Origin of the sequence: Pantoea sp. YU22, assembly GCF_003970755.1 — a bacterium.
Taxonomy (GTDB): domain Bacteria; phylum Pseudomonadota; class Gammaproteobacteria; order Enterobacterales; family Enterobacteriaceae; genus Pantoea; species Pantoea piersonii.
In genome coordinates this window covers 41066-58112 of the sequence record NZ_RYDU01000020.1, presented here as the reverse complement: position 1 = coordinate 58112, position 17047 = coordinate 41066, and the positions used below count along the sequence as shown (strand labels likewise).

17 protein-coding genes are annotated in these 17047 nt (G+C 57.6%); 6 read left to right on the top strand and 11 right to left on the bottom strand.

From position 1 onward, the window contains the following. The 9 genes from EKL29_RS20235 to otsB form a co-directional block, all read right to left on the bottom strand. Nucleotides 1–956: Tar ligand binding domain-containing protein (locus EKL29_RS20235; RefSeq protein ID WP_126690518.1), on the bottom strand; the 956-nt coding region annotated here is incomplete at its 3' end. A 153-nt stretch (nucleotides 957–1109) separates the two neighbouring features. Next, on the bottom strand, nucleotides 1110–1607 hold the full coding sequence (gene cheW / locus EKL29_RS20230; protein WP_120453794.1) for a chemotaxis protein CheW: 498 nt from the start codon (nucleotides 1605–1607) through the stop codon (nucleotides 1110–1112). A 22-nt stretch (nucleotides 1608–1629) separates the two neighbouring features. After that, nucleotides 1630–3624 carry a chemotaxis protein CheA gene (gene cheA, locus EKL29_RS20225; RefSeq protein WP_311779050.1) on the bottom strand — a complete coding sequence of 665 codons (1995 nt, stop codon included), beginning with the start codon at nucleotides 3622–3624 and terminating at the stop codon, nucleotides 1630–1632. A gap of 10 nt (nucleotides 3625–3634) precedes the next feature. Continuing rightward, the gene (gene motB / locus EKL29_RS20220; protein WP_120453791.1) at nucleotides 3635–4582 is read right to left on the bottom strand and encodes a flagellar motor protein MotB; all 948 of its coding nucleotides are present in this window, start codon (nucleotides 4580–4582) and stop codon (nucleotides 3635–3637) included. Further along, nucleotides 4579–5466: a flagellar motor stator protein MotA gene (motA, locus tag EKL29_RS20215; RefSeq protein ID WP_120453789.1), complete on the bottom strand. Its 888-nt coding sequence runs from the start codon at nucleotides 5464–5466 to the stop codon at nucleotides 4579–4581. Before motA ends, motB begins: the two co-directional genes overlap by 4 nt. A gap of 133 nt (nucleotides 5467–5599) precedes the next feature. Next, the gene (gene flhC / locus EKL29_RS20210; protein ID WP_120453787.1) at nucleotides 5600–6178 is read right to left on the bottom strand and encodes a flagellar transcriptional regulator FlhC; all 579 of its coding nucleotides are present in this window, start codon (nucleotides 6176–6178) and stop codon (nucleotides 5600–5602) included. Further along, entirely contained in the window at nucleotides 6179–6529 is a 351-nt protein-coding gene (gene flhD, locus EKL29_RS20205) for a flagellar transcriptional regulator FlhD (protein WP_120453785.1), read from the bottom strand. A gap of 972 nt (nucleotides 6530–7501) precedes the next feature. Continuing rightward, nucleotides 7502–8938 (bottom strand): alpha,alpha-trehalose-phosphate synthase, encoded by a 1437-nt coding sequence (gene otsA / locus EKL29_RS20200; protein WP_126690516.1) that lies wholly within the window; start codon nucleotides 8936–8938, stop codon nucleotides 7502–7504. Between the two features lie 5 nt (nucleotides 8939–8943). Then, nucleotides 8944–9723 carry a trehalose-phosphatase gene (gene otsB, locus EKL29_RS20195; protein ID WP_120453781.1) on the bottom strand — a complete coding sequence of 260 codons (780 nt, stop codon included), beginning with the start codon at nucleotides 9721–9723 and terminating at the stop codon, nucleotides 8944–8946. Nucleotides 9724–10215: 492 nt separating this feature from the next. Between otsB and pdxK the strand changes: the two genes are divergently transcribed. Both pdxK and EKL29_RS20185 read left to right on the top strand, forming a co-directional pair. After that, nucleotides 10216–11058, top strand: coding sequence for a pyridoxine/pyridoxal/pyridoxamine kinase (gene pdxK / locus EKL29_RS20190; protein WP_126690515.1), 843 nt, complete (start codon nucleotides 10216–10218; stop codon nucleotides 11056–11058). A 60-nt stretch (nucleotides 11059–11118) separates the two neighbouring features. Next, nucleotides 11119–11940, top strand: coding sequence for a substrate-binding domain-containing protein (locus tag EKL29_RS20185; protein WP_126690514.1), 822 nt, complete (start codon nucleotides 11119–11121; stop codon nucleotides 11938–11940). Nucleotides 11941–12000: 60 nt separating this feature from the next. Here EKL29_RS20185 and EKL29_RS20180 read toward each other — a convergent pair whose 3' ends face one another. Then, complete coding sequence (locus EKL29_RS20180; RefSeq protein WP_371315478.1) at nucleotides 12001–12561, bottom strand: NlpC/P60 family protein; 561 nt, start codon at nucleotides 12559–12561, stop codon at nucleotides 12001–12003. Nucleotides 12562–12713: 152 nt separating this feature from the next. Further along, nucleotides 12714–13625 carry a LysR family transcriptional regulator gene (locus EKL29_RS20175; protein ID WP_120453776.1) on the bottom strand — a complete coding sequence of 304 codons (912 nt, stop codon included), beginning with the start codon at nucleotides 13623–13625 and terminating at the stop codon, nucleotides 12714–12716. 115 nt (nucleotides 13626–13740) lie between these two features. Between EKL29_RS20175 and hpxD the strand changes: the two genes are divergently transcribed. The 4 genes from hpxD (at nucleotide 13741) to msrA (ending at nucleotide 16985) form a co-directional block, all read left to right on the top strand. Further along, nucleotides 13741–14772, top strand: coding sequence for a molybdenum cofactor-independent xanthine hydroxylase subunit HpxD (hpxD, locus tag EKL29_RS20170; RefSeq protein ID WP_126690513.1), 1032 nt, complete (start codon nucleotides 13741–13743; stop codon nucleotides 14770–14772). A 13-nt stretch (nucleotides 14773–14785) separates the two neighbouring features. After that, nucleotides 14786–15751 carry a PDR/VanB family oxidoreductase gene (locus tag EKL29_RS20165; protein WP_126690512.1) on the top strand — a complete coding sequence of 322 codons (966 nt, stop codon included), beginning with the start codon at nucleotides 14786–14788 and terminating at the stop codon, nucleotides 15749–15751. A 41-nt stretch (nucleotides 15752–15792) separates the two neighbouring features. After that, entirely contained in the window at nucleotides 15793–16359 is a 567-nt protein-coding gene (locus EKL29_RS20160) for a flavin reductase family protein (RefSeq protein ID WP_269950154.1), read from the top strand. A gap of 92 nt (nucleotides 16360–16451) precedes the next feature. Further along, entirely contained in the window at nucleotides 16452–16985 is a 534-nt protein-coding gene (msrA, locus tag EKL29_RS20155; RefSeq protein WP_120453771.1) for a peptide-methionine (S)-S-oxide reductase MsrA, read from the top strand. The last annotated feature ends 62 nt before the right edge of the window (nucleotides 16986–17047 follow it).

The window sequence follows — 17047 nt, the reverse complement described above, 5'->3', positions numbered from 1 at the left end:
GCGTTCTGCTTCACGGTAGCGGTCAGCTGCTCCATGCTGGCGGCGGTCTGCTCCAGCGACGCCGCCTGCTCTTCGGTGCGGGCAGAGAGATCGTTGTTGCCCGCAGAGATTTCGCTGGCGCCGGTAAAGATGGCATCGGAGCCGTCGCGCACGTTGCTGACGGTACTCACCAGCGCCTGCTGCATCTCATGCAGGCTGGCGGCCAGCTGGCTCATTTCGTTGCGCCCTTCCACCACAATCGACTGGGTCAGGTCGCCCTGCGCAATCTGCTGAATGTGGGCGATATTAGCGTTCAGCGGGTTGATCAGCACGCGACGCAGGCCAATCCAGCACAGCACGATAACCACTACCACCAGCGCCATGATGGTGCCGAGGATCCAGAGCATGCGCGTGTAGGCGCTGGCATTTTTCTCTACGCCCAGCTCGGAGAGGTGCGCCTGGTTGGCGCGCCATTCGGTGTAGACCTTAAGGAATGCGTTCTGGTTAGGCGCGACCGGCACCGTGCCCGCTTCGGCGAGGTTATTAGCTTCCAGCGCCGTCTGCATTTGCGCCAGCGCGCTCGCATAGGCGCCATAGGCGTCCATCAGACGGTTATTGAGCGCCGCATCCTGTCCCGGCGTGTCCGGCGTCGCTTTGAACAGCTCGAAGTTTTTGGCTGCCGTTTGCTGGAAGTTCTGACTGTCGGTAAACAGCGACGCGATATCCGGCGCTTTGCCATCCACCTTACTGCTGGCGATGCGCAGCTGGATACGCGTCAGCACTACGCGGCTCTGGTTGAGGCTCATATAGGCGTCGTTAAGCGCCTGAAGGTTTTTGCTGGCAAGCTGCGATACGTTAAAGCTGGTTTTATCATCGCTTAATGCAGAGAAGAACACTGCTCCTGAAAAAGCCTGGAACAGGCCAAACATCAGTAAAACCAGTAATAAACTGGTGACTACGCGAATTTTGGTTAACATAAGGAGCCCTGGGAAAGTAGAAGATAAAGCAATAAAGGTATCGGCGGGGAGCGGGATATATTTAGCGCGCTAAGGATAAATAAAATATGTTTCTGTTTGATTCCAAAGATAAATAATCACAGGCCGGTTTCACCCCGGCCTGTGAAAAGAGGCTTACGCGCTGCGCAGCGTATCCATCAGCGCCATCTCTTCGCTGCTCAGCAGCTTCTCGATATCCACCAGAATCAGCATACGCTCGCCGAGCGCGCCGAGACCGGTCAGGTATTCGGTAGACATGGTGACGGCGAACTCCGGCGCAGGACGGATCTGATCCTGCGTCAGCGACAGCACGTCAGAGACGCCGTCTACCACAATGCCGACCACGCGCTGTACCAGATTCAGCACGATAACCACGGTGTTATCGTTGTACTCGACGTCCGGCTGGGAAAACTTCACGCGCAGGTCGATAATCGGCACGATAACGCCGCGCAGATTGGTGACGCCTTTAATAAATTCCGGCGTATTGGCGATGCGCGTGACCTGATCGTAGCCACGGATCTCCTGCACCTTAAGAATATCGATTCCGTACTCTTCGTCTCCCAGCGTAAATACCAGGAACTCCTGGCCGACGGTTTCGCCGGCGATTTTGGTCACGGTTGCCATTCCAGTCATTTTTCTACCCTTTTGTTATCAGTCAGGCGGCCGCGCCGGCCACACGTTTTTCACGGTTGAGCGATTGCAGCGCCGACACGTCAACGATCAGCGCGACGCTGCCGTCGCCGAGGATGGTGGCGGCGGAGATGCCAGGCACCTTGCGATAGTTGCTCTCCAGGTTTTTCACGACGACCTGGTGCTGGCCAATGAGCTGATCGACCAGCAGCGCGTAACGCTTGCCCGCGCTCTGCAGAATAACGACGATACCTTGCGTCGCTTCGGTTTTCGCGCCCTGGACGTCAAACACATTCCACAGCTCGACCAGCGGCAGGTATTCGCCGCGCACTTCCAGCACGCACTCGCCGCCCGCCAGCGGCTTCAGCTCTTCGCTGCGCGGCTGCAGAGATTCCATTACCGCGTTGAGCGGCAGGATAAAGACTTCGTCCGCGACGCGTACTGACATACCGTCGAGGATCGCCAGCGTCAGCGGCAGCAGGATACGGATAGTGGTGCCTTTGCCCTGCTTCGAGGCAATTTCCACATGGCCGCCCATCTCCTGAATGTTTCGCTTTACCACATCCATACCAACGCCGCGGCCCGATACGTCGGTAACCTGTTCAGCGGTTGAGAAGCCCGGCGCGAAGATCAGCATACCGACCTCTTCGTCGCTCATGTTTTCGCTGACCGGCAGGCCAGACGAGAGCGCTTTGGCAAGGATGCGCTCGCGGTTCAGGCCAGCGCCGTCGTCAGAGACTTCGATACAGATGTTGCCGCCCTGATGTTCCGCCGACAGCGTCAGATTGCCGGTCGCCACTTTGCCCGCCGCCAGACGTTTTTCCGGCGACTCGATGCCGTGATCCAGACTGTTGCGCACCAGGTGCGTTAAGGGGTCGATAATACGTTCGATCAGGCTCTTATCGAGTTCGGTCGAGCTGCCGAGCAGCGTCAGTTCCACCTCTTTGCCCAGCTTGCTCGCCAGATCGCGCACCAGACGCGGGAAGCGGCTGAATACATACTCCATCGGCATCATACGAATCGACATAACCGATTCCTGCAGATCGCGCGCGTTGCGCTCCAGCTGGCCCATGCTGTTCAGCAGATCGCCGTGAGCGACCGGATCGAGTTCGCCGGAGCGCTGCGCCAGCATTGACTGGGTAATAACCAGTTCGCCGACCAGGTTAATCAGCTGATCAACCTTTTCCACTGCGACGCGGATGCTGCTCGATTCGCTGCTTTTCGCTGGCGCGGCGGCGCGTTTGGCTTCGCGCTTCGCAACCGGCAGTTCGCTGACGCTGGCGCTCTGAACCGGCGCGGCTTCAACGACCGGCGCAGGAGCGACCGGCGCAGGTTCAGCGACCGGCGCGGCTTCAGCGGCGTCCGCTTGCGGGAAGCGGATCTGCCCTTCTTCGATAACGAAGCAGAGTACCGCCACGATGTCGTCTTTACCGACGCCGTCGATAGTCGCTTCGAGAGAGTCGTTGCCCTTCACCACGTTGCTTAAGCTGCCGAGATTGCTCAGCTCTTCCAGCATCAGGTCGACCTCTTTCTCTTTGAGGTTGACCAGCTGCACGCGCAGGCCGCTGCTGGCCGGCGCTTCTGGCGCGGCAGCTGCAGCAGGCGCGGCGGCAGGTGTCGCGACCGGCAGGCCTTTCGCTTCTAACGCCAGCTGGCGCAGCGCTTCGCAGATGTAGTTAAAGCTTTCCGCGTTCGGCTCCTGCGCGGTTTTATAGGCATCGAGCTGTTCCTGCATAATATCTTTAGTTTCCAAAAACAGGTTGATGATGTCGGTGCTGAGCTGCATCTCGCCGCGACGAGCACCATCCAGAATGTTTTCCAGAATGTGGGTGGTTTCCTGTAATACCGTAAAACCGAAGGTTCCGGCTCCGCCCTTTATCGAGTGGGCGGCGCGGAAGATGGCATTAAGCTGCTCGGAGTCTGGCTCCTGGGGATCGAGCCCCAGCAGATGCTGCTCCATATCAGCTAATAGCTCATCGGCCTCATCGAAAAACGTCTGGTAAAAATCGCTGATGTCCATGCTCACGGGATCACCTCGGCTGTGAGGGGGCTGCTGTGTTTACCGGGCTGCTGCTTTGCGGCACAGGCGGCGCGGTAATCTTTTCAATGGCCGCCGGATCGCTCACCTGTACGGCGTCGCTCTCGGCGTTCTCTTTTTCAATTGCTGCTTCAGTGTCGTGGTTCAACACCAGCAGGCTGATGCGGCGGTTAACGGCATCGTTGCCGCCGCGGTTTTTCAGTTTCATGGTGTCGGCCATGCCCACCACGCGCAGCACTTTGCCGCCGTCGAGGCCGCCCAGCACCAGTTCGCGGCGCGAGGCGTTGGCGCGATCGGCTGAAAGCTCCCAGTTGCTGTAGCCGCGGTCGCCATTTGCGTACTGAAAATCGTCGGTATGGCCCGCCAGGCTGATGCGGTTGGGAATATCGTTTAGCAGCGGCGCGATGCCGCGCAGGATATCGCGCATATAGGGTTCGACTTCCGCGCTGCCGGTCTTAAACATCGGCCGGTTCTGGCTGTCGATAATCTGGATGCGCAGCCCCTCGTCCACCATGTTAATAATCAGATGCGGGCGCAGCGCCTTCAGACGCGGGTCCGCCTCAATCAACTGATCCAGCTTTTCACGCAGGCGATTCAGGCGAATGTCATCCAGCTTGCGCTTCTGCTCATCCATATTGACGACCTTTTTTACTTCGCCCTGGATACGGGTGGCGTCATCGCCGCCGCCCGGGATTGGGCTGTCGCTGTCGCTACTGCGCTTGCCGCCGGTCAGCGCGACCTTCAGCGGCGTTTTAAAATATTCGGCAATCTGCACCAGCTCCTGCGGACTGGAGATGGAGATCAGCCACATCACCATAAAGAAGGCCATCATCGCCGTCATAAAGTCGGCGTAGGCGATCTTCCACGAGCCATGGCCGCCTTCGTGGCCTTTATGCTTGCGCTTTTTGATCACCACTATGGGGCGGTTGCCGTGCTTCATGCATTTTCGTCCGAAGTCTGTTTAGCCGGATTTTTTGCGTTGCGTACGTGCTCTTCCAGTTCGCTGAATGACGGGCGCTCGGTGGAATAAAGCGTCTTACGACCAAACTCCACCGCAATCTGCGGCGCATAGCCATTGAGACTGGAGAGCAGCGTGACCTTAATGCACTGCATCATCTTGGTGGTCTCAGCGCACTTCTGGCGCAGTACCGACGCCAGCGGCGAAATAAAGCCGTACGCCAGCAGGATGCCGAGGAATGTCCCGACCATCGCGTGCGCTACCAGCGCGCCCAGCTCAGCGGCCGGACGATCGGCGGAGGCCAGCGCGTGCACCACGCCCATGACCGCCGCCACGATGCCGAAGGCGGGCAGACCGTCGCCAACCGCAGCTAAACTTTGCGCTGGCGCTTCGCATTCGTGTTCGTAGGTCTCGATCTCTTCATCCATCAGCGCCTCAATCTCAAAGGCGTTCATGTTGCCGCTGACCATCAGACGCAAATAATCGGTAATAAAATCCACTAGCTGTTTATCGGCGAGAATACGCGGATAATTAGCAAAGATTTCGCTTTGTGCCGGATCTTCAATATCGCGCTCCAGCGACAGCATGCCTTGCTGGCGCGATTTGGCCATCAGGCGATAAAGCAGCGCCATCAAATCCATATAGAGAGCTTTGTTGTATTTCGAGCCGCGCATCAGCTTCGGCAGCGATTTTAATGTCTTTTTAATCGACTTGCCGTTATTGCCGACTAAAAAAGCGCCAGCAGCAGCACCGCCGATAATTAACAGCTCGGAAGGCTGATAAAGCGCGCCGAGATGGCCGCCCACCAACATATATCCGCCCAACACGGATGCGACAACAACGATATAACCCAATAAGATCAGCACAAAAACATCCTTACGTCCGTAACGTGTTGGTGGAAGTTAAGCCAGAGAGCCGCAGGCGTTATTCAAATCGTGGGCAAAAAAAAAGCAGCGGGGGATACCCGCTGCTGGATGACTTTCCACGATGCGAACAAACTTAAACGGCGTGTTTAACCTGTTCATCCAGCAGTTGTGGAAAGGTATCGGCAGAATCTGCAGAAAGTTTACGTCTTTTTACCGCACGTGATGGCGGCTGGCACAGGCTGCAGACAAAGCTGCCGACCGGCTGATGCGCATGATTGATAAAACTGCCTTTGCAGCTTTTGCAGTCATCCAGTTCCAGCATGCCACTTTCAACGAATCGCACCAGGGTCCAGGCGCGCGTCAGCGCCAACAGCGGGCCCTCGTCCGATTGCGGACACTGCTCAAGATAGAGGCGGTAAGCTTTAATCACCGCATCGACGCCGGTTGCCATGCCGGTTTTCAGCATAAACTGCCAGGCGTTGCAGAACATAGAAGCGTGAATATTTTGCTCCCACGTCATAAACCAGTCGGTAGAGAACGGCAGCATGCCTTTCGGCGGCGGGCTGCCGCGCAGCTCTTTATAAAGTTTAATCAGACGGCCACGGCTTAACTGAGTTTCGCTTTCCAGCATTTGCAAACGTGCGCCCAGCGAAATTAATTCCATGGCGAGCTGAATATCGCGCGCTTCCTGGACAATGCTTTTCTCTGACATTTACATCGCCCTCTTTTTCGCCGGCGCTTCTTCTTTAGAAACATTACGCAGCAAACGGCTGGATAATAAAATTCCGGTGTGGATTTGTTGTAAATCATCCACGCGGGATTCCTGCGTCAGTCGATTAATAATGTTGTGATCGTTAAAGCGAAACTGACAAACCAACTGATTGGTTTCCGCTAACTTTACCATTTCAGGCAGAGTTAATTGCGACAATGCGTTAGCCATCTCTTCATCAATTCCGAGGCGAAACATTGCAGAAGCTTTTTCCTGGTTAATTAATCGCTGTGCAAGCAGTAAATAAGACAGGTTGATATCATAAATATGTTTGAGTAAATCAGATGTACCCATTTTTTCCATCCTGACAGACGCGACGTTAGAGCATCGCAGAAAAAACCCTCTGCGCTTCGGGTTGCTGGTTGTTAAATCTAAAGATGGCAAAAATTTACAGCCAAAAACCAAACGTACTCTGAAGTCTGCTTTATGTCTTTAGCGACATATTTACAGCGTTAGTCAAAACCCCAGGGCCATTCTTTTTTAAATTATTGCGCTCTTCCGTGACGTCTCTTTACATTTCTTTAAGACTATTCCTAAAACAACGCAAATCTATCCCGTCTGATTTGCACATACAACGACAGGAATGTGAAATTTTAGATAAAGTGTGATCTACATCACACTTTTAAGGCAAATTTTTTCCCCAACCCTTCAGTTCCGCTTTTACTTTGTCTGTTTTTTGTTCAATTTTGCTTTATTTCACTTATATTTCGTCCTAGAAATGGGCTTATTCCCCTTATGAACAGAATGTATCCCTTGGGTGGCGGCTCAGACGATCTATTATCTTTAACATTGCGCTTACCACCCTATAAGCAGCCAGATCGAACCTGTACGGCAGCACAAAACTCTAAAAAAGGCGGTCACCAACTATTTGAAAATTAATCACTTAGGGCAAATATTTCCTGTGGTGAGTAAACGAAGCGTAAAGAGAGGCAGCGAAGAACCGGCGCATTTCAGCAACGAATCGTTAACGCTTAACAATGGACGTAAAGCCGGGGACAGTAGATGTAACAAGGGGTTACATTAGAGATATGAATGAATGGCGGATTTGACACTTTTATGACTTCCAACTATCGGCATCTCGCCGCCAGACTTTAGGCCTGCGTGTACAAAAAAAGCGTTTTTTTGCATGAATGATGGATAAAGCAACAAATGCCGCTCTGTGTCGGGGTTTAGCGATAAAGGGATGCTTTAGCGAGGCTGGAGAGAATGAGGCGGTAACGGGATAAAGAACAAACGGCGGCCCGTATCGACAGGCCGCCGTGACAATCAGGCGAGTTTAGGGAAGGTCGCCACTTTATTGACTGTACTGTGATCTTCGCTACGCGGCGGAATAGCCCACAAATCTTTCAGGAAGCTCTCACGCCAGTGCGTAATATCATTCTTACGCAGAACCGTCATCATATCGTTGTAGCGCGAAATACGCTCTGTACGCGGCATGGTCAGCGCCTTGTTCAAGGCCGCTGCCACTTCGTCGCGATCGTATGGGTTGACGATCAGCGCCGAAGTCAGCTCGTTGGCGGCACCGGCAAAACGCGACAGTACCAGCACGCCCGGATCGTCCGGGTCCTGCGCGGCGATATACTCTTTTGCCACCAGATTCATGCCGTCGCGCAACGGCGTTACCAGCCCGACGTCGGTCAGGCGGAAGATCTTCATCAGCAGACGACGGTCAAAGTGCTGATTGAGGTAGTAGAGCGGCGTCCAGCCCAGCGTGCCGAACTTACCGTTGATGCGCCCCGCCTCGGTTTCCAGCTGATGACGAATATCCTGATAGGCCTGCACATCTCCGCGCGAGGTCGGCGCAATCTGCGAATAGCGGATTTTGCCGCGATGTTCCGGGAAGTTTTCCAGCAGCGCTTCATACGCCAGGAAACGCTCCGGCAGCCCTTTCGAATAGTCGAGGCGCTCACAGGCAATGATATTTTTCGCATCGCCCAGTTCGCGTTTCATCGCCGCCATTTTGGGCGGCAGCGGACCTTCGGCCATCTCTTTGATGCTGTCCGGCTCGATACCGATAGGATAGACCTCGGTCATAAAGGTATTGCCGAAGGCGCGGTGCTTCTTCTCGCCTTTATTCTGCAGCTGCGTCAGCTGGCTCAGACAGTCGAGGAAAGCCACACGATCCGATTCCGTCTGGAAACCCAGCAAATCGTATTCGCACAGCATCTCGAGCAGCTCTTTATGCGGAGGCAGCGCGTTGAAAATTTCCGGCGTTGGGAACGGAATGTGCAGGAAGAAGCCAATGCGGTTATTAATGCCCTGCTTACGCAGCGCAGCAGCGAACGGCAGCAGATGATAATCGTGGATCCACAGGGTGTCGTCCGGCTTAATCAGCGGCTTCAGGCGCTGTGCCAGCATCTCATTGACGCGGCAGTAGCCGTCCCAGGCTTCGCGCTGGAACTGCACCAGATCGAGACGGTAGTGGAACGCGGGCCAGATTACGGTATTGGAGAACTGACAGTAGTAGAGATCGTAATCGTTCTGGCTCAGCGGCAGCGCGGCGTAGGAGATGCCGTCATGTTCTGCCTGTACAAGTTCGTCTTCCTCTTCTCCGGAAAATTCGCTGATTTCCCCGTTCCAGCCAAACCACAATCCTCCGGTGGTTTTGAGCGCGTCAAGAATGCCGACGGCGAGGCCGCCTGCGCTGGCTTTTTTCCCATCAGGAATGGCTACTCGGTTAGATACGACCACTAAACGACCCATAACCTTTACTCCTTACCGACGTTGTCTTGTTTTATTTGTAATAGTAATCGCTCCAGCCACGCATAAACCGCCTCGACGTCTGACAGTCGATAGCGCGCCTGACTGGAACCTTGTCCAACCTTTACGGAAATGCCCTGCATGGCGTTTACAGCGATAAATCCTTTCTCATCCGTCAGATCGTCTCCGACAAATACCGGGATTCGACCGGTAAAAGGCGCTTCGCGCATAAAGGCGCGTACGGCTTCGCCTTTATCTACTCCCTGCGGTTTTATCTCCACGACGCATTTTCCCGGCTGAAGCGTCAGTGCCGGGAAGCGCTTCACGACCTGTTCGGCCAGGTCGAGTACATCCTGCTCATGCTGCATCGCCTGACGGTAATGCAGCGCGAAGGCCATACCCTTAGCCTCGAGTAGTGTGCCTGGCCAGCGTGCCATCGCCTCTTGCAACTGCTGCTGCAACGCCTCGGCGACTTCCGGCTCCAGACTGATTTGGTGCAGCTCGCCCTGCGCATCGCGACGCTCAGCGCCGTGTACGCCTGCAGCGGGCGCGATAAGGGGCGCGGCCAGCGCGTCGAGCTGCGCAATCGGTCGGCCCGATACCAGCGCCAGCGCGCCGTGACAAAGGGATGACAGCTGTTGCAGCTGCTGACGTACGTTTTCCGGAATGAAAACCGCGTCAGGCTGCGGCTGAATAGCGGCAAGGGTGCCGTCTACGTCAAAAAAGAAGGCATAAAGACCGCCGCTTAGCGCAGGAAGCGAGGCATGTTCATTCGCCGCTTGGGTCACGTGTCTTCTCCTGTTGTTGATTCGGGCGCGTCCGATTCGCGGCTTGTCAGGTCAGAGGCCTGGCTCGTCAACGCGCCATAGAAAGTAAGATGTTTTAGCGAGGGTGATTGTCTGCGGACCAGACAGCCGGAACGGCTGAGCATGGGTTAACGTGCAGGGCAAAAACTGCGGATACCAGCAAAAAAATTCGGATAGAACGCCACTACGTTTTAAAACCTTCACAGACATATCAACCTGACTGAAAACATCGTCGCGATTAAGTGTAGTCGGCCTTGTCATATTTGCCAGTTGTGCGGCATTTTTTGCGTATCCGCAGCCGATTATCCTGTTTTCGCCGCGGCCCTTCCCCTGTCGCTATCCCCCGTCATACCCGAGCTGTCAGCATTAAGGGAAGCGGCAGAAAAAGCGTGCCTCCCGACGAAACAGGCGCTCGCCGCAACCCGCTGCAAGCGCTGTATACTGGGGCAATGGAGTGCTAACAAGGAGAGCAGTATGTTTCAGGTATCCGACGCCGCGGGCGGCGAAATTATCGATGTTATCTCTGTTCAGTCTCAGGTTGTTTATGGCAGCGTCGGCAACAGCATCGCCGTGCCCGCGCTGCGTCGCCATGGGTTACAGGTGGTGGCGGTGCCTACGGTGCTGCTGAGCAATACGCCCCACTACGCCAGCTGCTACGGCGGCGAGATCCCTCAGCCCTGGTTCGAGGGCTACCTGACCGCGCTGGCGGAGCGCAACCTCGACAGCGCCGCGCGCGCCGTCGTGCTGGGTTATCTGAAATCGACCGATAAGGCGGTGACGCTGGCGCGCTGGCTGCGGCTGATGCGCGAGAAAAATCCCCAGATGCCGGTGATTATCGATCCGGTGCTGGGCGATGACGACAGCGGGTTCTATGTCGATCCGCAGCTGGCGACGCACTATCGTGAACAGCTTGCGCCGCTGGCGACAGGGCTGACGCCCAACCGCTTTGAGCTGGGCTGCCTGTGCGGCGTGCAGCTGGAGAGCGACACGGAGATTATTGACGCCGCGCGCTCGCTGCTCGGCGCGCGCACCGAATGGGTGGTGGTGACCAGCGCCACGCGCGATGAGGCGCGTCGCAGCATGCAGGTGTTCTGCGTGACGGCGAAAGAGACCTTTATCACCGAGCATCCCCATTACGACAACCCGCCCAAAGGCACCGGCGATCTCTTTACCGCTGAACTGACCGCCGGCCTGCTGGACGGGGTGCCGCTCAATAAAGCCGTTGAGCAGGCGAGCCTGTTCGCCCAGCAATCGGTGCTGGCGACCCGCACGCTGGGCATGCGCGAACTGCAGCTGGCGCGCGCAGAGGCATTGTGAAACCCGGGCGATTTCCTTTATGGTACAGAGACCTCTACTCACCTTAACAGGGTCTTCTGAATGTATAACAACACCTGTAAAACAGTCGGCGTGCTGAGCACGGATTTCAGCCATCCGCAGACGGCGGCGCTGCTGCAGGAAGTTAACCGGCAGCTTAACGCGCGCGGCTGCGCGGCGCTGCTGGTCGACGCCGCAGCGGACGATCGCGCGCGGCAGCTGGCACCGCTGCTGAGCGCCGCGATTCACCTTTCCGGTCGCTTCAGCGCTGCGTTTTGCGCCGCCGCCGGGCAGATTCCGCTTATCGCGCTGGACGAGTTGAATCTGGATGGCTTCGCCGCCGGCGCGGAAATGGGTCAGCTTCTGCTGGCGCAGGGCCACCAGCGTTTCGGCTATCTGCAACAGGCGACCTGCGCCGATCCTGCGCGCATTGACGGCTTCAGCAGCGCCCTGGCTGCGGCGGGCAAAACGGTGGATCAGCACTTAACCGCAGCGGGGTCGGGAGATGACCGCGACAGCGGCTATCAGGCGATGATGCACTATCTGAAGCGCGCCCGCGCAGCGGAGCGTATTCAGGCGCTGTTCTGCGATAACGATCTGCTGGCGTTTGGCGCATTGCAGGCGGTGCGCGATTTTGGTCAGGGCGCGCACGTCGCCGTTACCGGATTCGGCGACAGCGACGAGGCGAGCGCATCGACGTGGCATCTGACCACCTGGGCGCAGCCGCGCGCGTTGCTGGTTACGGAAGCGCTTAATCGCCTGCTGCTTAATCGCGCAGAGGAAGATGGTGCCTGGCGTCGCGGTGAACTGCGCGTGCGCCACTCTCATCAGGGCAAAGCGGTACTGGGCGAAATGGGCCAGTGCGGCTGCGCCATTCGTCACTAATTAAAAAGCCCGCCAACAGGCGGGCTTTTTACCACTGAATCGCTCATCGCGACGGCGCGGTTACTGACGTGCCAGCGCTAAGCCGCTGCCCTTATTAAGGGTAATCTGCGCGTTATACTCTTTCGGCAGTCGCCGCGCCTGGTAAAAGACTTTTTGCCAGTAAGGATTGTCGAGCGCGGAACGCACGACCCCCTGACTGACCGAAGCATGGAAGAAGTGCTGGTCAGTGTCATAGAAGCCGACATGCATACCGCCCTTGATGCGGAAAAAAACCAAATCGCCCGGCTGCAGATCGCGCGGGGCGATGCGTTTGCCCATCTTCAACAGTTCCGTGGTGGTAACGCGATCCATCGGCAGGTTGAAGCGGTCTTTCAGGGTTCGCCAGACAAAACCTGAGCAGTCGACGCCGGAAAGTTCGGTACCGCCCCACTGATATTGCGTGCCGTGCCAGGTGTGCATCTGATCGTGCAACGCCGCCACGACTGGAATGAGATCGGGCTGATCGCCCATGCTCCCATCGCTGACCTGCGTATCGTTCTGTGCGGATGTATCGGTAGAATGACGGGAACAGCCGCCAAGCAGAAAAGCAGAGGCTAACACAAGCGTCAGCAGAGGTCGCAGAGTCATCATCGTGTAAGGTGAAACCCTAAGCAGGTTGGCGTGGTAGAGGACTTATAGCCTAATTACGGTTTCCACTAAACCTGCCAGGATGCCGCTTTACGTTAATTTACAAAAAGTGCGTTATTCGCTGATTTTAAGACAAATACTGGCGCTCAGCGCGGCGCGCCCAATGACTCGATAACGCCGGTCAGCTGCTGGATAACCTGCTGAGCGGCGCGTGACAGCTGCCGCGCTGGCGCGCAGCATAACGCCAGCGTCAGGGGCCTGACGTTGCTGTCGCGCAGCGGCACGAAGCTGAGCACGCCCCGCTCTACCTCATCCATCACGTCCAGCAGACTTAGCATGCTGATGCCGCTGCCCTGCCTGATCAGCGATTTGATCAGGCGAATGTCGTTACAGGTGATCACGTTTTCCGGCTGCAGACTATGGCGGCGGTAAAGCATCTCAACTCGCTCATGCACCACCAGCGGCGGGCCGGGAATAATATGCCGCTCGGCACTGAGCTGGCCGGTAGAGAGCGTATCGCGCCCGCTAAGCGCATGCCCGGCGGGCAGCACGACGCCAATCGGCAGCTCTGCAAAGGCCATCACGCTCAACCCCGCCTGCCCCTGCGGATCCAGCACCAGCCCGGCATCCAGCTCCGCCAGCCGCACCTGCTCGCTAATCTGCGCGCTGTCATGCACGCTGAGATCGAGGCGCAGCCAGGGGTGCGTCTGCGCTATTTGCGACAGTGCATCGGCAATCGCCCCTTCGTTCAGCGCCTGAATCAGGCCGAGACTGACGTGCCCGCGCCGCAGTCCCTGTATCTCATCAAAACGCTGGCGGGTACGCTGATATTCCCGCTGCCAGCGACGCAGATCGTCCAGCAGCAGCTCGCCCGCGCTGGTCAGGCGCATACCGTCCGGCAGGCGCTCAAACAGCCGCATACCAAGCTCCTCCTCCGCCTGCAGGATCTGCCGGTTAATCGCTGAAGCGGAGACGTGCAGCTGTTCCGCCGCCTTGCGTAAGCTGCCGCTGCGCGCCAGCTCCAGGAAATAGTGTGAGAAGCGTGAAAAAGGCAGCATGGGGCACCTGTACTGTTTAACGCAACACCTGACTGAAAAAACGATGATGGATCGTTGCACCCTGCTCTGTCCACAATGTTCGCATCACCCCTTACTTTTCAGAAAGGTCATCGCCATGAAACAACCTGCGCCTCCAGCCCATTGCACGTTTGAACCCGACGACTGGTTGCGACTGGCGCGCTGCTGGCATCCGGTGGCGCGTCTCTGCGACGTCGGCCCCTCGCCGATGAAAGCGGTACTGCTTGACGAGCAGCTGGTGCTCTATCGCATTAATGAGCAGATCGTCGCCGCGAAAGATGTTTGTCCGCATCGCGGCGTGCCGCTGACGCTCGGCTTTCACGACGATCACGGCATTATCTGTCCTTATCACGGTCTCCGCTTCGGCGAGGATGGCCGTTGCAATCGCATTCCCTCCAGCCCCAGCCAGCCGGTGCCCGCCAAACTCAATCTCATCAGCTTTCCGGTAGAGGTGCGTTTTGGACTGGTCTGGGTCTGCCTGGCGCCGGACGCCGACAATCCTGCCGCGCTGCCGCAAATGCCGCACTGGCACGACGCTGGCTTCCAGCAGATCAACTGCCCGCCTTTTGACGTCGCCGGGTTTGCCGGACGTCAGGTGGAGGGGTTTCTCGACGTGGCGCATTTCGCCTGGGTGCACAGCGAAACCTTCGCCGACCCAGACAACCAGGAAGTTCCGCCCTACAACCCTGTCGAGACGGAGTATGGCTTTACGGTTGACTACTGGAGCTCCGTATCCAACTTTGCGGCAGGTTCGGATCAGCAGGCGCCGGAAGGCTTTCAGTGGCTGCGTCATTTTGAGATGTATTTGCCCTTTACCGCCACGCTGACGGTGCATTTTCCCGACGCGGCGCGGCTGGTCATTATGAATGCCGCCTCGCCGGTCTCGGCGCGCAAAACGCGTATGTTCGCGCCCATCGCGCGCAACTTCGACCTGCACATACCGGTTGAGGATGTACACGCCTTTAACCACCGCGTGTTCGAAGAAGATCGCCTGATGGTGGAGACGCAGATGCCAGAACGTTTGCCGCTCGATCTGACGCTGGAGGCGCATATCCCGGCCGATCGCAGCTCTATCGCCTACCGTCGCGGCCTGAAGAAGCAGGGCTACGGCGAATTTTTCCTGGTCTAGCGAGGTAAATGAGATGACAACCTTTACGGTGATTGTCGATGGTCTGTCGCGCCAGGGACGTCATGCCGTTGCGCTGAGCCTGGTGCGCGACGACGGCGAACCACTGCCGCGCTGGGAAGCAGGCGCGCATATCGACCTGCAGCTGGGCAACGGCATGGTGCGGCAATATTCGCTGACCGGCTCGCCCATGCGCCAGGATCGCTATCTGATCTGCGTCGGGCTGGCGGCCGATTCGCGCGGCGGCTCGCGCTATATTCATCAGCAGCTGCGCCTGGGCCAGCGGCTCACGATTTCCGCGCCGCGCAATCTTTTTCCGCTGGTGGCGGCGCAGCGGGTGGTGCTTATCGCCGCAGGCATCGGCCTGACGCCGCTGCTGGCGATGGCGGCGCAGCTCGACGCCGACGGCGTCCCTTTTTCGCTGCACTACTACGTGAAGCAACGCCAGGACGCCGCCCTGGCGCGCCATCTGCTTCATCCCTTCCGGCACGGCTATGGTGAAATCCTGTGCAGCGCCGAGGGCAAGAGCCCGCGCCAGCACCTGCCCGAGCCGCTGCGCGCGCCTGTGAGCGGCGCGCATCTCTATCTCTGTGGCCCGCAGGGCTTTATGACGCATCTGCAACAGCAGGCGCAGGGGCTGGGCTGGCGCGCAGAGCAGGTGCATACAGAGGCCTTTAGCGCCGCCCTCCCGCCGTCCGCGCAGGAAAATGGCGAGAGCTTTACCGTCACGCTGGCCTCCACCGGCGCCAGCTGGCCAGTGCCTGCGGATAAGACTATCGCCCGCGTGCTGCTGGAGAATGGCGTTGATGTGCCGCTCTCCTGCGAAATGGGGCTGTGCGGTGCCTGTCTGACGCCGGTGCTGTCAGGCGAGGCGGACCACCGCGACACCGTCCAGTCGGAGGAGGAAAAATCTGCGCCGCGTCAACAAATCGCGCTCTGCTGTTCGCGCAGCCGCAGTAAAGCGCTGGTGATCGACCTGTAGCTTCTACACTTAATGGCATCGCCCCGAAACAAGGAAATGCCATGAGTCCACGTCTGCACAAAACCGCCTTTCCGGTCAGCAAGGCGCGCAAATATCTGGAGCCAGGCCCGGTGCTGCTGCTCAGCTCGCAGTTCGGCACGCACAGCGACATCATGACCCTCGGCTGGCATACGGTGCTGGAGTTTTCGCCGTCGCTGGTCGGCTGCATGATCTCCAGCATGAACCACAGCCATGCGCTGATCCGCGACAGCGGCCAGTGCGTGCTGAACGTACCCTCGGCGGATCTGATTGATAAGGTCGTCGCTATCGGCAACAGCCACGGCGACAAACTGGATAAGTTCGATGCCTTCGATCTCACTCCCGGGCCTGCCAGCGTAGTGAACGCCCCGCTGATTAACGAGTGTTTCGCCAGCTTTGAGTGCCAGCTCTATGACGATTCAATGGTGGATAACTACAACCTGTTTATTTTCGAAATCGTGAAGGCGCATGTCGCTGACGAGCCGGAGTTTCCTCCTACGCTGCACTATACCGGCGAGGGCCGCTTTACCATCATGGGCGACCGCGTGCTTGATCGCAGCGGGCAGTTTAAACCGGAGATGCTGATTTAGCGTCTCGCAAACAAATCTCGCCATGCGCAGGTTGAAAAGGATCGCCGCCGTCCTTACTCTCTCTTACTCGACCTCGACAGGAGTTAAGCATTATGGCAATCGAATACGCAGTGATCGCAGGCGGCTGTTTCTGGTGTACCGAAGCGGTTTTTAAAGATGTGATCGGCGTGGAGTCGGTTGAAAGCGGCTATACCGGCGGTGCGCGCCCAAACCCGACCTATGAGCAGGTATGCAGCGGCGCGACCGGTCATGCAGAAGCGATTCGCATAGGGTTCGACCCCGAAAAAGTGAGCTATGGCGATCTGCTGGATATCAGCTTCGCCACTCACGATCCTACCCAGCTTAACCGCCAGGGCAACGACATCGGCACGCAATATCGTTCTGCCATCTTCCCGGCTACGCCGGAGCAGGAAGCGGAAGCGGTCGCCGCCATTGCGCGCGCGCAGCAGGACCATCAGGATCCGGTTGTCACGACTATTGAACCGCTGAAAGAGTGGTATCCCGCCGAGGCGTACCATCAGGACTACTGGGACGGCGCTGGCCAGCGCAACGGCTACTGTATGGCGGTGATCCCGCCGAAACTGCAGAAGCTGCGTAAAAGCTTCGCTAACCGCGTAAAGAGTTAAGCCAACAGCGGGCCTGAGGCCCGCTGCGCTGTGTTCGACATCAGCCCCGCCTGCGCGGGGCT